At 62.9% G+C, this 23,061-nt stretch carries 30 protein-coding genes; 21 read left to right on the top strand and 9 right to left on the bottom strand.

What is annotated here, in order from left to right; all coding sequences use genetic code 11:
• Complete coding sequence (locus tag NKJ08_RS16050; protein WP_352524099.1) at window positions 1–309, bottom strand: hypothetical protein; 309 nt, start codon at window positions 307–309, stop codon at window positions 1–3.
• On the bottom strand, window positions 306–674 hold the full coding sequence (locus tag NKJ08_RS16045; RefSeq protein ID WP_352524100.1) for a hypothetical protein: 369 nt from the start codon (window positions 672–674) through the stop codon (window positions 306–308). The genes NKJ08_RS16050 and NKJ08_RS16045 overlap by 4 nt, the downstream gene beginning before the upstream one ends.
• Window positions 675–682: 8 nt before the next feature.
• On the opposite strand from NKJ08_RS16045, the gene NKJ08_RS16040 reads away from it, so the two are divergent.
• On the top strand, window positions 683–862 hold the full coding sequence (locus NKJ08_RS16040) for a hypothetical protein (RefSeq protein WP_352524101.1): 180 nt from the start codon (window positions 683–685) through the stop codon (window positions 860–862).
• Between the two features lie 109 nt (window positions 863–971).
• Window positions 972–1,931, top strand: coding sequence for a prohibitin family protein (locus NKJ08_RS16035; RefSeq protein WP_352524102.1), 960 nt, complete (start codon window positions 972–974; stop codon window positions 1,929–1,931).
• Window positions 1,932–1,957: 26 nt separating this feature from the next.
• Here NKJ08_RS16035 and NKJ08_RS16030 read toward each other — a convergent pair whose 3' ends face one another.
• Window positions 1,958–2,431, bottom strand: coding sequence for an Lrp/AsnC family transcriptional regulator (locus NKJ08_RS16030; RefSeq protein WP_352524210.1), 474 nt, complete (start codon window positions 2,429–2,431; stop codon window positions 1,958–1,960).
• Between the two features lie 157 nt (window positions 2,432–2,588).
• On the opposite strand from NKJ08_RS16030, the gene NKJ08_RS16025 reads away from it, so the two are divergent.
• On the top strand, window positions 2,589–3,341 hold the full coding sequence (locus NKJ08_RS16025; protein ID WP_352524103.1) for a tryptophan 2,3-dioxygenase family protein: 753 nt from the start codon (window positions 2,589–2,591) through the stop codon (window positions 3,339–3,341).
• 135 nt (window positions 3,342–3,476) lie between these two features.
• On the top strand, window positions 3,477–3,908 hold the full coding sequence (locus tag NKJ08_RS16020) for a DoxX family protein (protein ID WP_352524104.1): 432 nt from the start codon (window positions 3,477–3,479) through the stop codon (window positions 3,906–3,908).
• A 40-nt stretch (window positions 3,909–3,948) separates the two neighbouring features.
• On the opposite strand, the gene NKJ08_RS16015 is transcribed toward NKJ08_RS16020, so the two are convergent.
• Window positions 3,949–4,254 carry a hypothetical protein gene (locus NKJ08_RS16015; RefSeq protein ID WP_352524105.1) on the bottom strand — a complete coding sequence of 102 codons (306 nt, stop codon included), beginning with the start codon at window positions 4,252–4,254 and terminating at the stop codon, window positions 3,949–3,951.
• Window positions 4,255–4,981: 727 nt separating this feature from the next.
• Here NKJ08_RS16015 and NKJ08_RS16010 point away from each other — a divergent pair.
• From NKJ08_RS16010 to NKJ08_RS15965, 10 genes are all read left to right on the top strand, one after another.
• Window positions 4,982–5,401, top strand: a complete 420-nt coding sequence (locus NKJ08_RS16010) for a hypothetical protein (RefSeq protein ID WP_352524106.1) — start codon at window positions 4,982–4,984, stop codon at window positions 5,399–5,401.
• A gap of 4 nt (window positions 5,402–5,405) precedes the next feature.
• Window positions 5,406–5,807 carry a hypothetical protein gene (locus NKJ08_RS16005; RefSeq protein ID WP_352524107.1) on the top strand — a complete coding sequence of 134 codons (402 nt, stop codon included), beginning with the start codon at window positions 5,406–5,408 and terminating at the stop codon, window positions 5,805–5,807.
• A complete protein-coding gene (locus NKJ08_RS16000; protein ID WP_502896019.1) occupies window positions 5,773–6,453 on the top strand; it encodes a terminase large subunit domain-containing protein in 681 nt (226 codons plus the stop codon). Before NKJ08_RS16005 ends, NKJ08_RS16000 begins: the two co-directional genes overlap by 35 nt.
• A gap of 585 nt (window positions 6,454–7,038) precedes the next feature.
• Window positions 7,039–7,794 (top strand): phage terminase large subunit family protein, encoded by a 756-nt coding sequence (locus NKJ08_RS15995; RefSeq protein ID WP_502896018.1) that lies wholly within the window; start codon window positions 7,039–7,041, stop codon window positions 7,792–7,794.
• An 82-nt stretch (window positions 7,795–7,876) separates the two neighbouring features.
• Window positions 7,877–8,968 (top strand): methyltransferase, encoded by a 1,092-nt coding sequence (locus NKJ08_RS15990; protein WP_352524109.1) that lies wholly within the window; start codon window positions 7,877–7,879, stop codon window positions 8,966–8,968.
• 116 nt (window positions 8,969–9,084) lie between these two features.
• Window positions 9,085–9,678, top strand: a complete 594-nt coding sequence (locus NKJ08_RS15985) for a hypothetical protein (RefSeq protein ID WP_352782298.1) — start codon at window positions 9,085–9,087, stop codon at window positions 9,676–9,678.
• Between the two features lie 468 nt (window positions 9,679–10,146).
• The gene (locus NKJ08_RS15980) at window positions 10,147–11,310 is read left to right on the top strand and encodes an acyltransferase family protein (RefSeq protein WP_352524111.1); all 1,164 of its coding nucleotides are present in this window, start codon (window positions 10,147–10,149) and stop codon (window positions 11,308–11,310) included.
• 175 nt (window positions 11,311–11,485) lie between these two features.
• Complete coding sequence (locus NKJ08_RS15975) at window positions 11,486–13,228, top strand: portal protein (protein WP_352777427.1); 1,743 nt, start codon at window positions 11,486–11,488, stop codon at window positions 13,226–13,228.
• A complete protein-coding gene (locus NKJ08_RS15970) occupies window positions 13,225–13,350 on the top strand; it encodes a hypothetical protein (protein WP_352524114.1) in 126 nt (41 codons plus the stop codon). The genes NKJ08_RS15975 and NKJ08_RS15970 overlap by 4 nt, the downstream gene beginning before the upstream one ends.
• A complete protein-coding gene (locus NKJ08_RS15965) occupies window positions 13,332–13,547 on the top strand; it encodes a Bbp19 family protein (protein ID WP_352777424.1) in 216 nt (71 codons plus the stop codon). Before NKJ08_RS15970 ends, NKJ08_RS15965 begins: the two co-directional genes overlap by 19 nt.
• 20 nt (window positions 13,548–13,567) lie before the next feature.
• Here the strand turns inward: NKJ08_RS15965 and NKJ08_RS15960 are convergent, their stop codons facing one another.
• The 4 genes from NKJ08_RS15960 to NKJ08_RS15945 form a co-directional block, all read right to left on the bottom strand.
• Entirely contained in the window at window positions 13,568–13,870 is a 303-nt protein-coding gene (locus tag NKJ08_RS15960) for a hypothetical protein (RefSeq protein WP_352524118.1), read from the bottom strand.
• A gap of 209 nt (window positions 13,871–14,079) precedes the next feature.
• On the bottom strand, window positions 14,080–14,397 hold the full coding sequence (locus NKJ08_RS15955) for a YMGG-like glycine zipper-containing protein (RefSeq protein ID WP_352524211.1): 318 nt from the start codon (window positions 14,395–14,397) through the stop codon (window positions 14,080–14,082).
• A gap of 195 nt (window positions 14,398–14,592) precedes the next feature.
• Entirely contained in the window at window positions 14,593–14,994 is a 402-nt protein-coding gene (locus tag NKJ08_RS15950) for a type II toxin-antitoxin system HicB family antitoxin (RefSeq protein ID WP_352524120.1), read from the bottom strand.
• Between the two features lie 4 nt (window positions 14,995–14,998).
• Window positions 14,999–15,187: a type II toxin-antitoxin system HicA family toxin gene (locus NKJ08_RS15945; RefSeq protein WP_352524121.1), complete on the bottom strand. Its 189-nt coding sequence runs from the start codon at window positions 15,185–15,187 to the stop codon at window positions 14,999–15,001.
• A 123-nt stretch (window positions 15,188–15,310) separates the two neighbouring features.
• Between NKJ08_RS15945 and NKJ08_RS15940 the strand changes: the two genes are divergently transcribed.
• On the top strand, window positions 15,311–15,883 hold the full coding sequence (locus NKJ08_RS15940) for a hypothetical protein (protein ID WP_352524123.1): 573 nt from the start codon (window positions 15,311–15,313) through the stop codon (window positions 15,881–15,883).
• 20 nt (window positions 15,884–15,903) lie between these two features.
• Here NKJ08_RS15940 and NKJ08_RS15935 read toward each other — a convergent pair whose 3' ends face one another.
• Window positions 15,904–16,326 carry a DUF7674 family protein gene (locus tag NKJ08_RS15935; protein ID WP_352777421.1) on the bottom strand — a complete coding sequence of 141 codons (423 nt, stop codon included), beginning with the start codon at window positions 16,324–16,326 and terminating at the stop codon, window positions 15,904–15,906.
• 93 nt (window positions 16,327–16,419) lie between these two features.
• Between NKJ08_RS15935 and NKJ08_RS15930 the strand changes: the two genes are divergently transcribed.
• The 6 genes from NKJ08_RS15930 to NKJ08_RS15905 all read left to right on the top strand — a co-directional run bounded on the left by NKJ08_RS15930 (window position 16,420) and on the right by NKJ08_RS15905 (window position 23,061).
• Window positions 16,420–17,325, top strand: a complete 906-nt coding sequence (locus NKJ08_RS15930; protein WP_352524127.1) for a hypothetical protein — start codon at window positions 16,420–16,422, stop codon at window positions 17,323–17,325.
• Between the two features lie 32 nt (window positions 17,326–17,357).
• Window positions 17,358–18,347 carry a Coat protein gene (locus NKJ08_RS15925; RefSeq protein WP_352524128.1) on the top strand — a complete coding sequence of 330 codons (990 nt, stop codon included), beginning with the start codon at window positions 17,358–17,360 and terminating at the stop codon, window positions 18,345–18,347.
• 212 nt (window positions 18,348–18,559) lie between these two features.
• Window positions 18,560–18,811, top strand: coding sequence for a hypothetical protein (locus tag NKJ08_RS15920; protein ID WP_352524130.1), 252 nt, complete (start codon window positions 18,560–18,562; stop codon window positions 18,809–18,811).
• Between the two features lie 291 nt (window positions 18,812–19,102).
• Window positions 19,103–19,705: a phage connector family protein gene (locus NKJ08_RS15915; RefSeq protein WP_352524131.1), complete on the top strand. Its 603-nt coding sequence runs from the start codon at window positions 19,103–19,105 to the stop codon at window positions 19,703–19,705.
• 160 nt (window positions 19,706–19,865) lie between these two features.
• On the top strand, window positions 19,866–22,157 hold the full coding sequence (locus tag NKJ08_RS15910) for a phage tail protein (protein WP_352782293.1): 2,292 nt from the start codon (window positions 19,866–19,868) through the stop codon (window positions 22,155–22,157).
• 232 nt (window positions 22,158–22,389) lie between these two features.
• The gene (locus tag NKJ08_RS15905) at window positions 22,390–23,061 is read left to right on the top strand and encodes a hypothetical protein (RefSeq protein ID WP_352524133.1); all 672 of its coding nucleotides are present in this window, start codon (window positions 22,390–22,392) and stop codon (window positions 23,059–23,061) included.

The following is a 23,061-nucleotide window of genomic DNA, read 5'->3' as shown; positions in this document are numbered from 1 at the left end:
TCACATCTGGTCGTTATAGGGCTCCTTGGTCCGGCCGACCATCCTGGCCAGTTCGGCAAAGGACGGCACGCCGGTTTCGCCCTGGGCATTGTTGGCCGCCTGCAGCAGCCTGAGAGGGAAGCAGACGGCGTCGCGGTTGGATGGCGACATGTCTTCATAAAGGCGCTCGTCGCCGGTCATCACCGCCTCGGCCCGGCGCAACGCCATGTCGACCTCGTCGACCGATAACAGGCCCTTATGGACCAGCGCGTTGTTGACAGCCGCGATCGCCATCATCAGTCCTTCGAGCTGGAGATTGGCGACGTTCATCGTCTTGCGTCCTTGCCGGGCTTCTTGGCGGTGGTCTTGCCGTCTGGCCGGATCGCTGCGCGCGGCGGGTTCTGACCCTCCGAATGCCGGGTCTTGTCGTCGAAATCGTCAGCCGGCCTAGTCAATCCCATGCCGCCGGGAGGCGGCTTGTTGCCGGCCGCATCCTGCGAGAATTCGTCGGCCGCGTCGGGGCTCGTCTTTGCCGGATATTTCCTCGCTCCGGTCTCGTAGCGGTTCTGGTCGTCGGCCATGTCCTGTGCTCCGGTTGCAATGAGCTGATAACTTTCAGGCGGCGGCAGCGGTTCCGTGGCGAAATCGACCTTGCCGGTGCCGAAGCCTTCGCAATCTGTTGGGTTTTCGTGCATTCTTGCGCATGCCAACGATGCTTCGCCCCGACGCGCCGGCAAAATGCTGCTCCTACTGCGGTGGGCGCGACCACAATTACGAGGATTGCCCGAAGCGCAAAAGCGATGCCGAACGGCAGAAGGACGCGCCTGGCAACGCGTACCAGCCCGGCGCTGCGGCTGGAGGGGAAATCCGCCAGCCGGCCTGAACCACCCCGCCGGTCCGACAGGCCAAAGACCCTTGTATGTCCGGAGGATTGCAATGCCGCCATTATTGTGGGCAAAGCAGCACGGGCAATCAAGTTAGGGGTAGGGGCAATGACCGACATGCAAGGCAATTCGAACCGTCCGCAGGGCAGGCCGGTGGTGGCATCGCGCCCGATCGGTTCCGGCCTGATCGCACTCGTCATCGTGGCGCTGGGCGTGTTTGCGCTCATGGGATCCTGGTACACGATCGACCAGGGCGACCGCGGCGTGCTCTTGACCAACGGGGCGCTGAGTTCGGTCGTCGATCCCGGACTGCATTTCAAGCTGCCGTGGTTGCAGCGCGTCGAGAAGATCAGCCTGCGCCAGCAGGTGCTCAAATGGGGCTGCGAGAACCAGAACGATTGCAGCGGCCTGCCGGCCATGCAGGCCTATTCGCGCGACCAGCAGCCAGCCGATATGCGCGTCACCGTCAACTTCCACGTACCGGCGGCCGAAGTCAGCAACGTCTACACCAATTATGGGTCGATCGAGGCATTGGCCGACCGCATCATCGCCAGGAAGGCACCGCAGGAGATCAAGACGGTGTTCGGCCAGTACGACGCGGTGTCGGTGATCCAGAACCGGGCGAAGTTCAACAAGGATGTCGCCGACGCCATCTCGGCGGTAACCGACGGTCCGGTGATGATCGACAGCGTGCAGGTCGAGAACATCGACTTCTCCGACGCCTACGAGCAGGCGGTCGAAGCCAGGATGACGGCGCAGGTCGAGGTGCAGAAGCAGGAACAGAACCTGCAGCAGGAAAAGATCAAGGCCGACATCGCCGTCACCCAGGCCAAAGGCCGCGCCGACAGCGTCAAGGCCGAAGCCGAGGCCAGCGCCTACAAGACCAGGATCGAAGGCGAGGCGACGGCAGAAGCCATCAAGGCCCGCGCCGCGTCACTCGCCAACAATCCGCTGCTGGTCGAACTGACGAAGGCGGAGAAATGGGACGGGGAGTTGCCGAAGTCGATGATCCCGGGCTCGACCGTGCCGTTCCTCGAACTCAGCACCCCGGCCGCAGCATCGAACTGAGGCCGGCGAAGGGGCCGAACTGGCGTCTAGCCCGTCTTCCGCGTATGCCCGACGGCATTGGCGAACGAGATGCCGCCCTTGATCTCGCGCATCGCCATCGAGGTGATCGTGCGCCGCACGCCGGGCAGCCGGCTGAGCTCCTCGCGCAGCATCCTGTCCAGCGCCATCATGTCGACGGTGACGATCTGCAGAAGATAGTCGGCCTCGCCGGTGGTGGCGTGGCAGCGGCGGATCAGCGGATGCTTTTGCACCGCGGCTTCGAAGGCGTCTGAAAGCTCGAAATCGATCGACACCTGAATGAAGGCCTCGATGCCGAAGCCGAGTTTAGCCGGGTCGATCCGGGTCGAGTAGCCGCGGATGACGCCGGCGTCCTCCAGCGCCTTGACCCGCTTCCAGCACGGCGTCTTGCTCAGGCCGACCTCGTCGGCAAGCACGGCAAAGGAGATGCGGGCATCGCGTTCGAGCGCCGCGACGATCTTCCGGTCGACCGCATCCAGCATCATTCGTTCTTCCAATCTGCTCCAGAGTCAGTTTTCGTCCTTCGTTTCCCGCCAATCGAATAACAGAAAGGGACAATGTTCGGCAAGAAAGCGATTAGACTCGGACTGGGATCCAACAAGCGCCTGCGGCCCAACGGCCGCGGCAAGGAGCATGGCCATGGACAAGCAGGACTATTATGCCCGCATCGAAACGCCTGAGATGCGCGACTATGGTGTCTACCTCAAATGCGACAGGCTGCTCGCCTGCCAGAAGCCGCTGGCCGAGATGGTCAATGCCGACGAGCTGCAGTTCCAGATCGTGCATCAGGTCGAGGAGCTGTGGATGAAGCTTATCGCCTATACGCTGGTCGACGTCGTCGATTTCCTGGAAAGGCAGGACACGCATCGCGTCGTTACGCTGATGGGGCGCGTACACCGCCTGATGCGGCTGATGACGGCGCAGCTCGACCTGCTCGAATCCATGTCGCCCAAGGAGTACCAGCAGATCCGGCTGCAGCTCGGCAATGGCAGCGGCCAGGAATCGCCGGGCTTCAAACAGCTGTTGCGTCTGCCGCCCGATCTGTGGCGGGCCTTCAAGGCGTCGTATCTCGACGGCCGCGGCCTTTCGGTCGAGGACGTCTACGATACCGGCTACGATCACGGCGACAGCTATGTCGTCGCCGAAGCGCTGATCGAGTTCGACGAGTTGTTCCAGAAATTCCGCGCCAACCACCTTTACCTCATCCACCGCACCATCGGCCTCGGCGCGAAATCGCTGAAGGGCAGGCCGGTCGAATTGCTGGAGGCCGGCGCCCGCCACCGCTTCTTCCCGGAGCTCTGGGACATACGCTGGGCGATGACCGATCGCTGGGGCAGCCAGTATGGAACGGTTCGGGAGCCGATCAGCCAGCCGGGAGCAAAGGTGGGGTAGCACAACCTTCCTTCTCCGCTTGTGGGAGAAGGGAAGGCGCCACTTTGGTGCCGGCGCTTGTATCTCTCAGGTTTTTCGGGGGATGATGTCGGGCTCGTCCTTGGGGCACAACCATCGCAACTCTGGGAGGACATCATGACCTTGGAAACCGCTCAATCATCCGTTCAGTCGCCGTGGCAGACCGCGGCAATCCTCATCGGCCGCCTGATCTTCGCCGCCGTGTTCCTGATGGCCGTGATCTTCAAATTCATCGATATGGGCGCCACCGCCGGCTATATCGCGGCGGCCGGATTTCCGTTTCCGCTGTTCCTGGCCTGGTGCGCGGCCCTGCTTGAGGTCGTCCTCGTTCTCTGCTTCCTGACCGGCGCCTTCTTCTCATGGGCAGCACTCGTCGCCGCCGCCTATGTGCTGTTCCTCGGCTTTGCCTTCCACGGGCCGTCGCACTGGGCCGGCAACCAGGCCGAGTTCGGCTTCTTCGTCGATCACTTCACCTTCCTGGCCGGGCTGCTGTTTGCCGCCGTGCATGGGCCGGGTCGCGTGCTGGCGCTGAAGCTTGGCAGCGCCTGATGCCAAGCTTGCTGCCCGGCGATCATCCTCGATCGCTGCCTCACATCCGGTCGTCGTAGGTTTCCTTTATCTGGCCGACCATGCGAGCCAGCTTCGAGAATGACGGCATGTCCGTTTCCGGCTGACACTGATTGGCCAGTTCCAGCAACCGGATGGGGAAGTTGACAGCGTCGCGGCTCGACGCCGACATGCCCTCGGAGCGTTCCTCGTTGATCTCGCTGGCTTCGGCCTTGCGCAAAGCGATGTCGATGTCCTCAACCGAGACCACGCCCTTGCGGACCAGGACCTGGTTGATCGATGCGACGGCCATCAGGAGGCCTTCAAGTTGCAGATTGGCGACGTTCATGGTTTTCGCTCCCATTTGCTAGGGCCAAAACGCGCGAGCGCCTGTTCTGATCCAGACTGCGGCTGCTCCCCGGCCGGTGAGATGCCAGGGAAAATGGTGGCGAGGGACCGCCAATCGCCGAAGCTGCGTTTCCTCGCCCTACGAAGTGGGTGGCGGGTAAGCCGAGGCGGTGGAGGGAATTCGTATTTTTCTGCCGGTCGTGCCGCATTTTGTTCTTGCTTTGTGCCGGCAGCTATGCTAGTAATTCGGGTATGGTGCTAATTGGCTCCAACGACCCGCCCCGCCGAGGCGGTTTTTTTGTTTCTGGCTTCTTTTCGACCAGACGTTGCGTGTGCTGCCGGTCTGACGTCGGCGGGACAGAGAGGGGCGCGAAGGAACGCAGCCTAGCGGTCTTCTTGGAACATCACCTCGGAGGCGGACAGGGCGAGGCGCTGAAGGGAATTCGTATTTTTCTGCCGGTCATGCCGCATTTTGTTCTTGCTTTGTGCCGGCAGCTATGCTACTAATTTGGGTATGGTGCTAATTGGCTCCAACGACCCGCCCGCCGAGGCGGGTTTTTTATTTTCAGGCTTCTTTTCGACCAAACGTTGCGAGTGCTGCCGGCTGTGAAGTCGGCGGGACAGAGGGGGCGCGAAGGAACGCGGCTCTGGCGATCGTCGGGACTGCAAGTCTCACTACCCATAGTTTTAGCAACGCGCCTGCGCGCGCCCACTTCAGAGAACGCCCCATGTCCAGCCGTTATGCCACCATCATCACCGACGATGACGGCCGCGAGGTCGTCAGCGCCATTGGCGAGTTCGCCGGCGCCGCACCCTATGCCCGTCATGGCCGCTTCGAGCAGGTTGCCGCCGGCGTGCGGATCGGCATGGTCCGCGGCGGCCCCGGCGATGCGGTCGGCGGCTTCGGCTTTCCCTTGGGAGCAGTCGGGTTCGACGGCAAGGCGGTGGAAATTCTCAGGGCAAGGCTGAATGCCTTGCCCGACGCCAGTGCGGTGAAGCCCGGCACGACCACTGATGCGAAACCGGCAAGCCAGCCGCGGAAGCCGAAATCGGCACGCGCCGGCAAGAAGGCGAAGCCGCGCAAGCGCGTCGTGCGGCCAGGCAACAAGGCAGCGAAGCCGGCAATATCCGCCGCGACGGCGGGGTAGGGGCATGGCCAAGGCTCCTTCCACCGGCGATCCGCAGCCGCACGATCAAGCACCCGGCAAGCAGACCAGGCGGGCGAAGAAGACGCTGGCCGATGGGTTTCTCGAAGCGATCCGCACCGATTTTCGCGCCCACGGCGCCGGCGTCATCGCCGAGGTGCGCGCCGAAAAGCCCGACCAGTATCTGAAGCTCGTGCTGTCGGTGCTGCCCAAGGATCTTAGTGTCAACATCAACAATCTGGATGCATTGAGCGATGACGAAATCAGGCAGCGCATCCGCGGCCTCGAAGCCGTCCTCCGGCCGTTTCTCACAGAGCCGGGCCTCGAAAGGCCGGGCCTCACAAAGCCGGGCGGCAAGGACGGAATATCTCGGCCTGCTGGCGGAGCTGGACCGGAGGCGCCGCACTAACCAGCTTGCCGCCTATCGGCCCTATCCCCGACAGGCCGAGTTCCACGCCGCCGGCGCGACCAATCGCGAGCGCCTGTTCATGGCCGGCAACCAGCTCGGCAAGACCAGGGCCGGCGGCGCCGAATGGGCGATGCACCTCACCGGCCGCTATCCAGATTGGTGGCAAGGCAAGGTTTTCGAAACCGCCGTGCGGTTTTGGGCGGCCGGCGTCACCGGCGAAAGCACGCGCGATAACCCGCAGCGCATCCTGATCGGCCCGCCGCAGCAGCAGGCGGCCTGGGGTACCGGGATGATCCCGGCCGACGCCCTCGTCAGCACGATGGCGGGGCGGGCGCCGGGCGCGCTCGACAGCGTCGTGGTGCGCTGGGGCGGCGGCGGCGATGTCCAGGCCGACGAATCGGTGCTGTCGTTCAAGAGCTATGAGAAGGGTCGCGAAAAATGGCAGGGCGAAACGCTGCATGGCGTCTGGTTCGACGAGGAGCCGCCGCTCGACATCTATTCCGAAGGGCTGACCCGCACCAACGCCACCGGCGGCATCACCATCGTCACCTTCACGCCGCTGCTCGGCATGTCGGACGTGGTGCTGTTGTTCCTGACCCCCGAACGAGTCGAGTTCAAGGTAAAGGGGAAGCAATCGGCTGAATAAGCCAGCCCGGCGCAATCATTATCCCAGGTGACTGTGTGGCACGGAATAAATGTGGAAGCGCTTCTCTTTGCAGCAAAATTGTAGTCACTTGGACGGAGGATGATAGCCGCAACGGAGGGGTGGGCAGTGGGAAATCACTATAGGTCGCTAGTCGTGATCGGCTCAGTAATGCTTTCAGGATGCGTAGCGACTGAAGGCCAGTTCAATACAATCAACACTGGAATACAAGGAAGTCCCGCCTTCAACAGAGATTTTTATGACTCAGTGTGCGGTAGGACTAGGAGCAAAGCCACTAGGTTACCGCAAACAATGGGCAAGGATAATAAACACGAGCGTTGAAGCATTGCCAGAAGTGTACTGCAAACGCTGGACCGATGCGGTGGTGAGCGGGCGCATGACGTACGCGGATTACAAAAATGGAGTATCGCAAACTGCCGATAAAAGTAAGTTGATTAAGATACTTCAGGGCCACTAGCCGGCTCTCTCCTGTGTCCCGTGCCACCTGAGCAGCCCTTCGGGGGCTTGCGGTGAACACTGCTAGTGTTCGGCGTTGTTCCAGGTTGGCGCCTCATCGAGGCATCGAGCATGACCCGTCACGTCACCTTCATGACCATCGACGAAGCCGAGCACTATACGCCGGAGCAGCGGGCCGAGATCATTGCCGCCTATCCGGCGCATGAGCGCGAGGCGCGGGCCAAGGGCATTCCGGTGCTCGGCTCCGGCCGCATCTTTCCGGTGGCCGAGGAGCTGATCGCCTGCGAGCCGTTCCGGCTGCCGCGCTATTGGCCGCGGCTCGGCGCGCTCGATTTCGGCTGGGACCATCCCTCGGCCGCGGTCGAGCTTGCCTGGGATACCGAGGCCGACGTCGTCTATGTCACGAAGGCCTGCCGCGCCTCGCAGCAGACTCCCGCCATGCAGGCGCTGACGCTGAAGCCGTGGGGCGAATGGCTGCCCTTTGCCTGGCCGCGCGACGGTCGTCGCGAGACGCTGGAAGGGGCGGGCACCGCACTTGCCAGGCAGTATTCAGCACATGGGCTCAACATGCTCGCCAGCCATGCGCAGTTCGCCGACGGTTCCGTCTCTGTCGAGGCTGGGCTGATGGAGATGCTGGACCGCATGCAGAGCGGCCGCTTCAAGGTGTTTTCGACGCTTTTGCCCTGGTTCGAGGAGTTCCGGCTCTATCACCGCAGGGATGGCCAGGTGGTGAAATTGCGCGACGATCTGATGGCGGCCACCCGCTACGGCGTGATGATGCTGAGGGAGGCGCAGGTCGACCCGGCGGTGTTCAAGGCCGCGCGGCGCAAGGCCGGGCAGGCCGATCCGCTGGGGGCGTTTCGGTGAGGAAAATCGGGGAGGGAGGCAATGCGCTCCGGCTCCGATTGGAAAACTGTAGTGAACGTCCGTGGACGTGGTGTAGCATCGAATGATCCCGCTCAAGGGACGCATCGGCGTGGCCTCACGGGGGCGTTCGCCGATAGGGGAGGATCAGATGCAAAACGGAATTTCTCCAGACCACATACTGCAAATTGGCTTTGGGTTCTGGCCAGCCAAGACATTGTTGAGCGCCGTGGAACTGGGACTCTTCTCGCTGCTTGCGGACGGGCCCAAAACGGGCCTCGAACTGCAAGGCGCGATGGGGCTGCATCCGCGCGCAACGTATGATTTTCTCGACACCCTCGTCGCGCTCGGATTGCTGCAGAGGGACGGCGCCGGTGAAACCGGCAAATACGGCAATACGCCATCGACCGCGCTGTTCCTGGTCAAGCGGAGCCCCCAATACATCGGTGGAATCCTTGAGATGGCGAACGCACGCCTGTATCGGTTCTGGGGCGATCTCACATTGGCATTGCAAACCGGAAAGCCTCAGAACGAGATCAAGGAGACAGGCAAGTCGATGTTCGGCGAGCTCTATGCGGACCCGGCGCGCCTGGAGCAGTTCATGGACGCGATGAGCGGCATTTCGATGGGCAATTTCATGGCGTTCGCCGAGAAATTCGACTTTTCCAAATACAAGATGCTGGCCGATATTGGCGGTGCAACCGGGCAGCTTTCGGCCATCGTCGCGGCGCGGCATCCGCACATGCAATGCCGGACGTGCGATCTCGCCGATGTGCAGCCGATCGCCGAACGGCGCCTAAGGGAGCGCAATCTCGGCGGCCGGGTCGTCGCCGAGACGATCGACTTCTTCGCGGACGAATTTCCCACCGCGGATATCATAACGATGGGAATGATTCTTCACGACTGGAACCTAGAGAACAAGAAGATGCTGATCGCCAAGGCCTACCGTGCGTTGCCGGCCGGCGGCGCGCTGGTCGCCATTGAGAACATCATCGACGATGAGCGCAGGCAGAACGGTTTCGGGCTCATGATGTCGCTGAACATGCTGATCGAATTTGGCGAGGCGTTCGACTTCACCGGCGCCCAGTTCACCGAGTGGTGCAAAGAAGCGGGGTTTAGCCGCTGCGAGATTATTCCGCTGGCCGGACCTGCCAGTGCAGCGGTGGCTTACAAATAGAGGCTTGGCACCCAGTTCGCCGGCTCGGTCGAGTCCGGGCTGATTGAAATGCTGGACCGCATGCAAGGTCGACCGCCGCCTTCTAGCGCCGCAGTGGACGGTAAGGTTCGCCGAGCATGACCCTCCGCATCATTCCCGCCACCTTGCGCGATCTCTCCTACATCGCTGCCAACCTCCGGCCCGAGGACCGGGCCGAGATCGACTGCCAGTTCGACGACTGGTCGCCGGCGCTGCTGGCGCTGACGGCGCTGCAGGGTTTTGCCTACGTCGCCGAGCTAAACGGCAATGCGGAGGCCGGCTTCGGCGCCGCCGAACAGCGCGGCGGCTTATGGATCGCCTGGAGCTGGGGCACGCGCCGCATGACGCGCTGCGTGCCTGGGATCACGGAATTCTTTCACGCCGTGCTCGGACCCGAAGTCGCCGCCCGCGGCGCCTGGCGGGTCGAGGCGCGGGCGCTGGCCACCAACGAATTGGCGCTGCGCTGGCTTGCCCGGCTGGGCGCGACGCAACGCTGCCGCCTGCCCGGTTACGGCCGGAACGGCGAGGATTTTCTGCTCTACGACTGGACAAGAATCTCTCACTTCGGAGAAAACCATGTGCCTTTTTCAAAAACCGCCGGCGCTGAAGCCGTTGCCAAAGACACCGACCATTGCCGACAAGGACGTGCAGGCGCGCGAGGCAGCCTTGCGCGCCCAGCTTGCGGCCAATGATGGCACTGCAGGAACCGTGAAGACCGATTTGTCGCCCCGCGATCTGACCGGCCAGCGCCGCGTGCTGCTGGGGGTTTGACATGGGTGCGATGAGAAGAGTGTTCCGCAACCGGGTGCTGGCCTGGTGGTATTGGCGCCGGCACGCGCGGTTGTTGAAGAAGCGAAGCGGGTGACGCCGCCAATCTCCCCGTGGAGGAGATGCCCGGCAGGGCAGAGGGGGCGCGAAGGAACGCCAGCCTTTGATTGTGCCCTGCCGGCAGCGAACCGAGCCTCGTTGTTGCGTTTGATCGGCAAGTCGGCGGGACAGCGCCCCCCTCTGGCCTGCCGGCCATCTCCCCCACGAGGGGGAGATCGGCAGCTTCGGCGTTTCCGGTAACAACCGAGAGCAATTCGTGTTCTTTCGGCACGGTTGACATTCCTCCCTTAGCCGCCATGCTGCATTGCAACATGGCCATCGAGGAGTCCGGCATGACAGAAGCCCGGTCATCGCGCATCGAGTGCCTGGACGGGCTTCGGGCGCTTGCCGCGATCTGGGTGCTGATCGGGCACTGCCTGCTTTTGACCGGCTGGCATGTTCCCATCATCGGCGAGCCGGATCTTGGCGTCGATCTCTTCATCATGCTGTCCGGCTTCCTGATGGTGTTCCACTACCAACTGCGCCAGGACAAGGAGCCCTGGCAAAGACCGGAAACCTGGCTGAAATTCTGGACCCGCCGCTATTTCAGAATCGCGCCGCTGTTCTACGTCATGCTTTTCGTTGCGTTGGCGCTTGGCCCCTATCTCTACGGGTCGAGAATGGTCATCGACGAGTTCCTGCTGAGGTCGCCGCAGGCGCCCGAGCGCTATCTCGACAGCGGCCTGAAGAATATCGGCGCCCATCTGCTGTTCCTGTTCGGCCTGGTGCCGAATTTCGCCTATCGCACACCGCTGCCGGACTGGAGCCTCGGGCTGGAGATGCAGTTCTACGCACTGTTCCCGGCCATCATGCTGCTGGTTCGCAGGCTTGACTGGATATGGGCGGCCATCGTGGTCGCCGCGACCGCCAGCGCGATCGTGTTCTTGATGGGGCAATTGTCGGTGCATTTTCCGATGCCGTCGTTCCTGCCGCTGAAGATGCAGATTTTTTTGTGCGGGATGCTGCTGGCGGGCGTCGTCCACCAAAGGCAAAAGCGGCCCTTCGTGCATCTGGCATTGGCCATGCTGCTGGCAGCGCTGCCCTTTGGCGGCGGCTATGGGCTGGGCAAGCTTTTGATGCGGGAGGCGCTCGTACTGGGTTTCTTTGCCCTGGTTCTCTACCGGATGCTGCCGGGGATGGCGGGCATCGTGGCCAGAAACATCGCCATGACGCTCGCCAACAGGTTCTTTCATTTGATGGGTGAGCTTTCCTTCAGCATCTATTTGATCCATCTGCTGGTTCTCCAGCCGGTCGCGGCCCTGGTCATCACCCAGTTCGGCCACGATTTGTCGGCGCCGCTGCGCTTTGCGGTCGTTGTTGTCGTCGTCTTGCCGGTGGTCTGCCTGCTGTCCTGGATCACCTACATGCTGATCGAAGTTCCCGGCCAGAAGATGGGCCGTTTCGTGGTGCAGCGCTTTGGGCGCAAAGCCGCGCTGGAGACGACGCCGGCGGAATAAGGCGCTTCCAATCTCCCCCACTGAGGGGGGAGATGTCGCCGAAGGCGACAGGGCCGATCCACGCGAGACGACCCCCTCTGTCCTGCCGGACATCTCCCCCACTTGGGGGAGATTGGCAGCTTCGGCGTCCCCGCCATTTCTTTTTTCCAACTGAGTTCATCAAGCGAGGCTGACCATGAGCGATTCCCGTGCCCGCGATATCCTGGCGCGACAGGCAGAACTGGAGAGCGAGCGCAGCCAGTACGAGCATGTCTGGGAGGCGGTGTCCGAATTCTGCGACCCCGATGCGCCCGACATGTGGAGCGGCCGCCGCCAGGCCGGCGCGGACTCGCAGGCCGAGCGGCAGGAGCGGCGCGGTGCCCGCGTCTACGCCAACACCATCAACTCGGCCGCCAACCGGCTGGCCGCCGGGCTGGAAAGCCTGATCATCCCGCAGTCGGAGAAATGGCATGGGCTGTCGACCGCGGCAATCAACGACGAGGAGACCGACGAGGAAAAGGAATGGGCGGAAGCGCTGCGCGATTTCCTGTTTTCGCTGCGCTATTCCGCCAATTCGAATTTCGTGCCGGCAACGCAGGCCTGCCTGCGCAATGTCGTGCGCTACGGCCCGGCCTATCTCTATGCCGAGGAGGGTTTTGGCGGCACGCTGATCCGCTATGCCTCGATCCCAGTGGTGGAAGGCTATCTCAGCCGCAACCGCTGGGGCCAGGTCGACATTTTTCACCGCCGCTACGAGCGCACTGCAAGACAGGCAGCGCAGCTGCTCGGCTATGACAGACTGCCGGCGCGGATAAAGGTGCTGGTCGACGATGCCTCGAAATGCGAGACCAAGATCTCGCTGATCCAGTGCATCCAGCCGCGCGACGAACGCAAGATGTACAGCTTGAGCGGCTCCTACCAGTATCTCGATACGGCGTTCGCTTCCTATCACGTCATCGAGGACGAGGAGGTGATCGTCAGGGAAAGCGGCTTCCGCTCCTTCCCGGTGTCGTGCTTCAACTGGCGCCGCTACGAGGGCGATCCCTACGGCATCTCGCCGACCATCGAGGCGCTGACCACGGTTCGCGAGGAGAACGCCGTGCGGCGCTCCGGGCTGCGCGCCCTTCAGCAGATCACTGATCCGGCGACCGCGTCCAAAGCACGGCTCGATTACGTGCCGGTGCTCAATCCCGGCGAGAACTATCCCGGCCTCATCGACGATGCCGGCCGGCCGCTGATCGCGCCGATCGCCACCGGCCAGAACCCGACCTATGCGTTCAATTATGCCGACAGCCGGGCCGAGGAGATCCGCGACATGATGTTCGTCAATCTGTTCCAGACGCTGGTGCAGAATCCGCAGATGACGGCGACCGAAGCCTTGATCCGGCAGGAGGAAAAGGGCGCGCTGCTCGGGCCGTCCGGCTCGATCATCCAGGCCGGCTTTGCCAGCAATCTCGACCGCGAGCTGGGTATTCTGGAAGACAAGGGATTGTACGAGGAAGACAGCCGCTTCCTGCCGCCGGCGAGCCTTGCCGGCAAGGCGCTGCGGCCGACCTTCACCGGCCCGCTCGACGTGCTGCGCCGTTCGGCCGAGGCGCGCGACACTATCCAGGTTGTCACCACCGCCATGCAGATGGCGCAGTTCGATCCCGGCGTGATGGACAATATCGACGGCGACGAGGCGCTGAAGATCGTGCAGAGCGCCGGCCGCAGCCCACAGCGCATCTTCCGCCGACAGGACGAGGTGGCGGGCATTCGCGATGCCAGAGCCAAGGCGCAGCAGGCGCAGGCCGGCATGGCGGCGGTCGCCACCGCCGGCAAGGTCGCCAGGGATGCCGTGCCCGCCGCAGTGCAGGCGCGCGACAGCGGCCTGCTCGATGGGCTCGGCGGGCTGATGCCGCAGGGTGTGCAAGATGCTTCGGGCGGGCAGCGCGCATGAGCGGCAAACGCTTCGCCCATTCCAGCCAGGCCGGCGGCCCGGCCAAGGCGCGGGATGCGCTGGCCAAGCCTATCTCAGAGTGTTCTCAGGCCAGGACGGCGAAATGGTGCTGGCCGACCTGACGGCCGCGACCGGCTATTATCGCCGGCCATCCTATGGCGAGTGGCTGGCCAAGACGAAAACTCCGAACGGCTTCGAGCTGCACAGCGCGCTGAGCAACGCCCGCGCCGAGGTGGTGCAGCACATCATGGGGTTCCTGACGCTGGACGAAGCGCAACTGGCGGCACTGGAGAAGGCGGCGAGGCTGGAGGGGAGGTAGGGTGGTGAAGGACCCTGTGGCTAAGTCTTGCTCAAATCTAAGGTGAGTCGCAACGGGCTGGTTTTGACGCCTGGCGGCCAACACCTCTGGATCGATTTCGTAAGTTGCTGGGCCGCTTCCGCCGCCGCCTCTGAACGTGGATCATAGGATACAACGGTGACCGACTCGACCTTGCCGGCCTTGTCCAGTGTCACCTCGAAAGTGGCTTTGACGTGATTGTCGACAGCGGCCGTCGGCAAGACCAGGCAATCGCCAATCCGCTCAACACTGACAGCCTGTCTGGCGTGTGCGGCAACCGAACAAACAGCCAGCAGTGAGGTCATCAAAAATCGCATCGTCGCCCCCTTTGGATAGCCGACGATAGCGCCGACGTTTAATCAGCGGAAGGACCAAATCGTCAGGGAAACGGATGCGCGAGGCTGACGCTGCGCCCCTCTCCGCGTTTTACGGGGAGAGGATGCCGGCAGGCAGGTGAGGGGCGGTGCCGGCATTTCAGAGCTTTCTCCCCATAGAACGGGGAGAAGGGGACCAATCAATAGTCGCCGTTGTAGTAGCGGTCGTCGCAGGGCGCGGTGTAGATGCGGCCGCTGTTGCGATCCTGATAGCGGCAAAGCTGTTCGCCGCGCGGCTGCGGGGTGGTGGCGTTGCCAACCACGGCACCCAGAAGGGCGCCGGCGCCCGCGCCGATGACCGTGCTCTTGGTGTTGCCGCCGATCGCCTGGCCGGCGAGAGCGCCGGCGCCCGCACCGAGCAGCGCGCCCGTGCTGGTTCTCTGTTGTGCTTCGGTCTGCGCGCAGCCTGCCAATGCGGCAGTCACAAGCATGGCGGCAATGGCTTTGTACATGGTCATCATCTGGTACTCCCTTGAAGCCTATGAACTAATACGCTGGCTGATTTCGCCAAATGCGGTCGCATTTGCGGCGGAACATAGGCACCCTTTGTCACGAAATGAGACATGGTTGTTTTTGTCTGACAGCTCCGTTCCGGAAAGAAATGTAACCGAACAAGACCACAGAGCTTCATCTCAAGTCGACCTTCGAGGGCGCTACGCTGCCTCGATCTGCATCACCTTTTTCGCCGCGGCGGCCAGAAATCCGGATCGGCTGTAGCCGTGGCGCTCCGCATATCGATCGATCTGATCGAGGACATCTTCCGGAATGGTGACATTGACACGCACGACCTTCGCCGCTTCGGCTTTCAAGGGAACCAGGATGGCGACACCGCTCAGATTGTCCTTGTCCGACATTACTTCCTCCAGGGACGACGGCTCTGGAATGGCCTCGCCATCCTCGACCAGCCCCTCGACATGAAAGGCCAGTGCTTCCTCGGCCATGGCGCGGGCATCATCCAGGCTGACGCCGGCTGTCACCAGGCCCGGAAAATCGGGAAAGGAGACGCCGAAGTCGCTGTCCGCTTGCTTGTGGATCAGTCCGATGTAGTTGCGCATTTCTCTACCTCAGCTTCACGCCGGATTGTTTTTCAATGCTCTTCAGAGTGCCGATCGGGATGTCGCGCTTGGGATGCGGTACTGTTACCCGGCCCGGCTTGGCCTTGTGCTTGAACTGGGCATGACTTCCTTTTCGAGCCACTTCGTACCAGCCATCCGCCAACAGCCTGTGAATGACATCGGCGCTCTTCATGTTGTGTATAGATACACATAGCTGCCCCAAATGTCCATGAGGATTTTGCCTCAGTTTTTGGGTGCGGCGGTCCAGCCGCTGCCTTTTTCAATCCCCGAAAAATTCCAAGAATGGAGAAACCAGATGACCCGAGGTCTTCCCCGGACGCTTTCACGTGCCGCCGCCAGAGAAGCCGGCCTTGCCCCGCCCAAGGTCGGGCTTTCCGCGAGGACAATCGGGCAGGGCGGCGCCTACCGCACGGTCTTTTCGTTCAATGCCATGCCGGTGCCAGTAGCAGATGCGCTGGCCTATGCCAGCCAGAAGCTGTTCGATTTCCTCGACGGCAAGGTGCGGATCAAGGGCGGCACGGCAAGGTTGCAGTTCGCCGTGTTGACGCCCCGCGCTTTGACCATCAACGACAATGCCGCGCTGACCTGGTCGCTCGGCTCGACGGCGGCGTCGAGTGCTGCGCTCGCCGGTACCATGGTGAACGTGCTGGCCGCGACCGGCCGCACGCTGGATGGCGCGGGTGCTGCGCTGTCGAGCGGATCGGCCGCAGATATTGCCGCAGCTTTGACGCTCGACGGCACGGTAACGCCGGTCGACCTCTATCTCAACCTGGCGTTTGCGACCGGCACGGATATCGACGCCGACGGCACGATTGCCGTTGCCGGCACCATCACGCTGCTGTGGGAGAACTGGGGGGATAATGCCTGAGCCCGGTATTGCCGATTGGCTTAGACCGACGGCGTTCCGTCGGACCAGAATGCGTTCAGTTTCGTCCACCAAATTGCGGACTGTGGCCGCAGCCATGGCTTGACGTGATCGGGCTGCGTGCTGCGATGCAGGTTCGCGTTCTGCAGATCCTCGAGCAGCCCGACGATAGCGGCTTCCCGGACGTAGCGGTTGCCTTCGACGATCCAGCGCTCGACGACATCGAAAATGTCGCCGAAGCGATCTGTCTCTCCAAGCTCGAGATTGTGGATCAGGTGGAGTGCCAGCTCAGACAAGGCAAGATACAGCGGTTCTTCCGTCTCATTGCGCCACTCATCCTGGAATTTGTCCCATTCCCTACGGAATGACGGATCGGCCAGCAGGAGCGGCTCGAACATGTTCGAGCCATCGAAGGTGAAATCTGCGGCCTCGTTCTTTCCGGTCATACGCCCTTTTCGCGCGGCGGCTCCGGACTGGCAAGCTTCAAGCAGGCTGAACCGGCCGGCACCTTATTGAAACCCAAGCAAAGGAATCTTCTCATGACAGATCTGGCAGCCGGGTCCGTGGTGGCGGCGCCACCGGCGGGCAACCTTGCACGGCCACCGGCCAACGGGGACAATGGGTCCGCCCCGCCTACGGCCAAAAGTTGGTTTGACGGTCTTTCCGAAGGCAACCGCAAGCTCGCTGAAACCAAGGGCTGGACCAAGCCTGAAAGCCTCGATCGGGTTTTCACCTCTTATGCGGAGCTGGAGCGGCAGCAGGGTGAGAGCCTGCGCGTTCCCGCCGCGGATGCATCTCGGGAAGACTGGGACAGGTTCCATGCCCGCTTGCCCGAGGCGATGCGTCCGCTCACATCGCCCGACAAGGTCGAGTACCGGCGCCCCGACGGGCTCCCCGAAGACTTCGCGTATTCGGACGAGCTCGCCAATGCCTCCAAGGCCTGGGCGGTCGAAGCCGGCGCCACGCCGAAGGTCGCGCAGGCCTATCACGACCGCTTCGTCGGCTATATGGCCGAGCAGGCCAAGGCGCAGCAAATCGCCCTTGCCCGCTCGGTCGAGACCACCCACGACGATCTCGTGCGCGATTGGGGACCGACCGACAGCGCTGGCTTTCGCCAGAAGCTCGAGGTCGCGAACCGGGCGATGAAGAAGCTCGGCCTGGTCAATGCCTACAAGGCGAAGGGTATCCTTCTGCCGGATGGCGCCTTGACCGACCCGCAGATCGCCAAGGCGTTCCACGCCATCGGCGAGGCGATGTTCCGCGAAGATACGATCGACGGCGGCGCGACCTTGAGTGGAGGCAATCCCTTCAAGCGCAATGCCGCCGGCGAGCGCAACCTGACTGATATCTCAGCCCTCGTCAAAAGCGACCCCGCCCGCGCCCGGCGGCTGGCACGCGAGGCCGGCGAAAACCCCGATCTGTGGATGCCCAATAATCCTCGTTAGCCGCAGCACACCAACCCCAAAGGAAGACAAAAATGGCAGACGCCTATACCCGTATCGCGGACGCGATCGTTCCGTCCGTCTATGCGCAATATTCGTTCGAGGAGCACGTCCAGTCGCTCGACATCTACCAGGCCGGGATCCTGTTTTCCGACCCGGCCATCGCCTCGAAGCTTTCCATGGGCGGGCGTTCCGTCGACATGCCCGGCTGGAAGGACCTCGGCAATGATCCGTCAGAGCCGGTCAATGACGATCCCGCGGACTCGATCGAGATGAAGAAGATCGGCGCGCGCCGCGAAGTCGCTGCCCGCAATGTCCGCGCCCAGGCGTGGGGCATTCCCGACCTGACCTCGATCCTGGCCGGCGACGACCCGCAGAAGCTGATCGTGCGCCGCCAGACCGACTACTGGCAGCGCGCCAACAAGCTGACCCTGCTCGGCATCCTGAAAGGGGTGCTGGCCGACAACATCGCCAATGACGGCGGCGACCTGGTGCGCGTCACCGGTGCCTCCATCGTCGACACCGATATCATCGAAGCCGCCTATCTGATGGGCGACCGTGCCGACAAGTTCAAGACGATCTGGATGCACTCCAAGCAGATGAAGGCGCTGAAACTCGCCGACCTCATCGACTATGTGCCGTCGTCCGAGCAGGGCGGGCCGCTGATCCCCTATTACATGGGGCTCAGGGCCGTCGTCGACGACGACATTCCGGTTGCCGCGGGCGTCTACACCTCGTTCATGTTCAAGGACAAGGCGATCCTGTGGAACGAGCTGCCGGTCAACACCGAAGGCGGGCCGCTCGAGTTCGACCGCAAGCCGCGGCAGGGCCATGGCGGTGGCGTCACCGAAATGGTCGGCCGCCGGCATTTCGTGCCGCATGTGCCGGGCACCCGCTTCCTCGATGCGGCTTCGGCCGGCGAATTCGCCACCGATGCCGAGCTGGCGCTGGCGGCGAACTGGGACCGCACGGCGTCGAGCGTCAAGCACATGACGTTCATCGCCCTGAAGACGACCGAGGCCTGATCGGGCCGGAAGGGGCGGGCATCAGACGTCCCGCCTCTTCTGGACGGCAGGTCGGCGAATGTGGCGAATCCCAAGTTCATCCGCTGCGCTGCACCTGAGTGATACGAATTTTGGGGTCCACCACATTATTCGTGTTGCCCTTCGGTCAATCGACGGCACCAAACAGTTACAAGAAAGGGCGATGCTGCCTTGTCTTGGCAGGGGAGGTAATCATGAACATGAAGTACAAAACAGTTCAGGAAGTGCTCCGAAAAGCGGGCATTGTCATGAGCAAGAAGGGGGAAGTTCATCGCATAAACTTCTTCAGCGGTCTGGAAGACACCGCCTACTACACGCCAAGTCTTCAGGATGCCCTGGACAGGGGCTTGGCTTTGGCGGGAGGTGCCGGAAGGATGAAATTAAGCGCCTTTGTCAAGTCAGCCGAAACAGGGCAGAGGATCTCGACCGGCGCAGGCATCGGCTGACATTGCCGGAATCCAGGCAAGACATCGCCGCGTTGCGCGGCGGTGTCGTGAAACTGCAATAGCCAAAGCATCACCGTCTCCTTTGCTCGAAGGTATAAAAGACGGATCACGCAGCGCGTGCCACCGTTTCCTGACGGGTTGGCATCGTGACGGCGCCACGCACGAGACGTGCGACGTTCCGCCCAAGCCACAAATCACAAAAAATCCCCAGCCGCTTCGAAGCGGCTTTTTGCCATGGAGGCACCATGCCTTGTTCTGCCCGATCCACCATGCTGACGGAGGCCTGACGCCATGGCCATCACCCCGCTCGACATCGCCAACATGGCGCTAGCGGTACTCGATGAGGCGCCGATCGACAGCCTCGACCAGGACGGCAAGGCGGCGCGCCTGCTCAATCTGCACTTCGACCTGACGCGGGAAGCCGAACTGACCAAGCATGCCTTCGTCTTCGCCATCCTGACGGCCTCGGTCGCAGGGTTCGATACCGGCAGCAGCGCTGGCACGCTGAACGTCGCCTACGAGCTTCCCGCCGACTGCCTGCGGCCGTTGCCGCTGACCCTCAATGGCGACCCGGACGGCGTGCAGCTCTCGTGGCGGCAGGAGGCCGGGCTGATCTATTCCGATCAGGCCGGGCCGCGCGTCATCCGCTATGTCGCCAATCTTACGGACCCCAACGACTGGGACGCGCTGTTCAGCGAAGTGCTGGTTGCAGCGCTCGCCGTCAAGATCGCGCATCCCTTGACCCACAAGGCCGGCATGATCGAGGTCGCCCGCAACGCCTATGACAGGGCGCTGGATGCAGCCTATTCGGCCAATGCCATCCAGCGCGGCGGCAGATTTTCCACGATGTCCTGGGCTTTCCAGCGCGGCGACAACAGGTTCGTCGGCCGATGACCACGCTCTATCCGGTCCAGGACGCTTTCATCCGCGGCGAGATTTCTCCCCGCTTGCATGCTCGCGCCTCGCTCGATCTTTACCGGGCGGCGCTGTCGAAATGCACCAATTTCGTCACGCTGCCGCATGGCGGCATCAGGAAGCGCGGCGGCACCTATTTTTGCGCGGAGGTGAAGGCTCCGTCAAAGGCGACACGGCTGATCCGTTCATCTTCTCGGCCGACCAGGCCTATGCGCTCGAATTCGGCGATCTCTACATCCGCGTCTATGCCTATGGCGCCCGTGTCGGCACGGTCGAAGTCGTTTCGCCTTATCTCGAGGCCGATCTCTTCGACCTGCAATTCGTCCAGTCGGCAGACCAGATGTGGATCACCCACAAGGCTCATCCGGTCAAAGTGCTGACGCGCACCGCCCACACGACTTGGACGCTCGCCGATTTCGTCTTTCTCGACGGCCCATACGACAAGATCAACACCACCGCCACGACGTTGACACCGGCCGCAACCGGCAACGCCATGCCGGTTATGGCCTCGAATACGCTGCCAAGCGGCACGGTCAGCAACAGCAACGGCTCATCCGACGTGTGGCAGGTTTTCGACGGCGATAAGCAGAAGGGGGAGAACATAGCGGGATTTCCGAGCGGGTATCTGCGCTACCAGTTCGGCGGCGGCGGGGCCAAGGCAGTCGACGCCTACTGGATTACCGCGACGAATGATCACTCAGACACTGCATCGCCAACCCAGTGGCAATTCCAGGCCTCGCACAACGGCACCGACTGGACGACGCTCGACAGCCGGGACGGAGAGACCGGCTGGTCCAAGTCGGAAACCCGCTTCTTCGACGGCTTCAACAACACGGTTGCCTACGAATATTATCAGCTGCTGTTTTCAGGTGGCGGCAGCGACGGAACCGCTATCGCCGAACTGGCCCTGCACGAATACGCGCCGTCGCAAACGCCATTTGATCTCTCGGCCTCCTCGATCGTCGGCATCAACGACGGTACTGGCTTCCAGACCAGCGATGTCGGCCGCGCCATTCGGCTGCTTGGCGCGGATGGCTTCTGGCGCTGGGCCAAGGTCATTGCCCGGACCAGCACGACGGTGGTCACGATCCAGTTGTACGGGCACGCTCTGCCCGATCTTAGCCCGATCACCCGCTGGCGTCTCGGCACGTTCGTGCCCGGCAAGTACGTCCAGAGCGGTTCGCTTTACGAGGAGCGTCTGGCGTTCAGCCGAAAATTCTCGGTCTATGCCTCGCAAACCGGCGATTTCGACAACTTCGCCACCGGCGAGAAAGACACCGACGCGCTGGAGTTCGTGCAGGCAGGTGGCGGTCAGGCCAATGATATTACGTGGGTGGCGGAATCGGACGGTGCGTTGATCATCGGAACGCTTGGCGGTGTGAGGGCGCTGTCGGGCTCCGGCATCGACGAGGCGCTGACGCCGTCCTCGTTCAAGAACCGCCGGTCGCGGACTTTCGGCTGTGCCCCGCTGCGTCCTGTCGATGCGGGGCAGTCGTTCCTCTATGTGACCCGCTCCCGGAAATCGATCGCCGAGCTGACGCAAAACGCCACCGGCCGCTTCACCTCCGACGATGTCGGTCAGATATCAGAGCACATTGCGAAGAAAGGCGTGATCGAACTCGCCTTCCAGACCGACCCGGACCCGCTGCTCTGGTTCCCGCTCGGGGATGGAGAACTCGGCGGCTACACCCATCAGCCGTCGCAAGACGTTCGCGGCATGCACATCCACCAGATCGCCGGAAGCTTTGCCGGATCGGGCTGGGCCATTGTCGAGAGTGCCGTGGTAACGCCCGGCCAGGGCGGCAACGACGATCTCTGGCTGATCGTCAAGCGTACGATCGGCGGCGCGACCAGGCGCTATATCGAGATCAAGACGGTGCCATTCGAGTATGGCGCGGTCGAGGACGCATTCGAGATCGACTGCGGGCTGACCTATTCGGGCGCCGCCGTCAACGTCGTCTCCGGCCTCGATCATCTCGAAGACCAGCCGGTCGACGTGCTGGCCGGCGGCAAGGTCTATAAAGGGCTTACGGTTGCTTCCGGCCAGGTGATGCTGCCCGGTGGCGCCACCGCCGCCAAATGGCAGGTCGGGCTCGCCTACCAGTCCGAAGCCAACACGCTGGAGCTCGACGTCGGCGGCCGCGATGGTTCGATTGTCGGCCGCCGCAAGAAGGTCGCCAAGGTCATTCTATCGCTGCTGGAAACCGACACCACCGGGCTCCAGGTCCAGTCGTTCATCCGCGGCCGCTGGGAGCAGGTTCGCGTCCCGTCCGTGGTTGCTCCCGACGGCATGGCGACATTGTTCACCGGCAATGTCGAGGTGCCAATCGACGATTCGTGGGAAGGGCAGGGCAGGGTGAAGATCCGCCACACCAATCCGACGCCGTGCACGATCAGGGCGATGACGCCGGTGTTCGATGCCGAGCCTTAGCTGAAACTGCCAATCTTTCCCCCTTGAGGGGGAGATGTCGCCGAAGGCGACAGAGGGGGTCGGTTCGTCCTGACGCGGCCTCCTATCGCCTCCATCGCGGGCGAGAACGCCGGCGCTCCACGCGAGGCGACCCCCTCTGGCCTGCCCTCTTTGCCACAGCTCGGCATCCCCCTCGAGGGGGGAGATTACCCGCTCCGTCCTCCATCGCCTCCCCAACAAAGGAACTCATCCCGTGACCCAAATCCCCCATGCCGAGCAACTCGGCAGGGCGCCGACGGCTGCCCATTTCGCCGCCGTCATCGCCTTGCTCGACACCGACCTCAACGAGGCGATCGCCCGCAAGCAGGAGCTGCAACAGGCCGAGGATCGCGCGATCTTCGGCGAGGGCGACCTGGCGGCGGCGCGTGCCGCATTAGACGACTGCAACGCTGCAATTGCGCTCGTCGAGAAAGCCATCGAGGACGCGGAAAAACGTCGCGTCGACGCCCCCTTGGACGAACCCCCCGCCGAACCGCGCGCCGATACGCCCGCGCCCGGCGACGAGGTCAGGACAAAGGCCGAGGCTCTCGGCGAGCGCTGGCGCATGGTCCACTGGCTGATCGAACAGCTGCGCCAGGAACTGTTCGCGGCCGATGCCTTGAACCGCGCCATCACCACCGCCAACGGCCTGTTCGACACCGACGGCGGTGCTGACTTCAAAGTCAACCTGACCACCATCCGCCGCGCCGCCATGGCCGGCGCGCGGGCCGCCGCGCCATCCCGTCTCAGCCGCCCGGCGATCCAGGCCGACAGGCTGCTTTTGTCCTTCCTCAGCCCAGGCGGCGTGCTCGACCGGCGCCCTGCGATCGGCGCACCGGTCGAAGGCATCAAAAGCAAATTCATTCCCGCCGGCGAACGAGGCTGA

It is taken from the genome of Mesorhizobium sp. M0244 (assembly GCF_040321795.1).
Lineage (GTDB): Bacteria > Pseudomonadota > Alphaproteobacteria > Rhizobiales > Rhizobiaceae > Mesorhizobium.
Note: the sequence above shows the minus strand (reverse complement) of the source record. Positions and strands in the feature narration are given on the sequence as shown.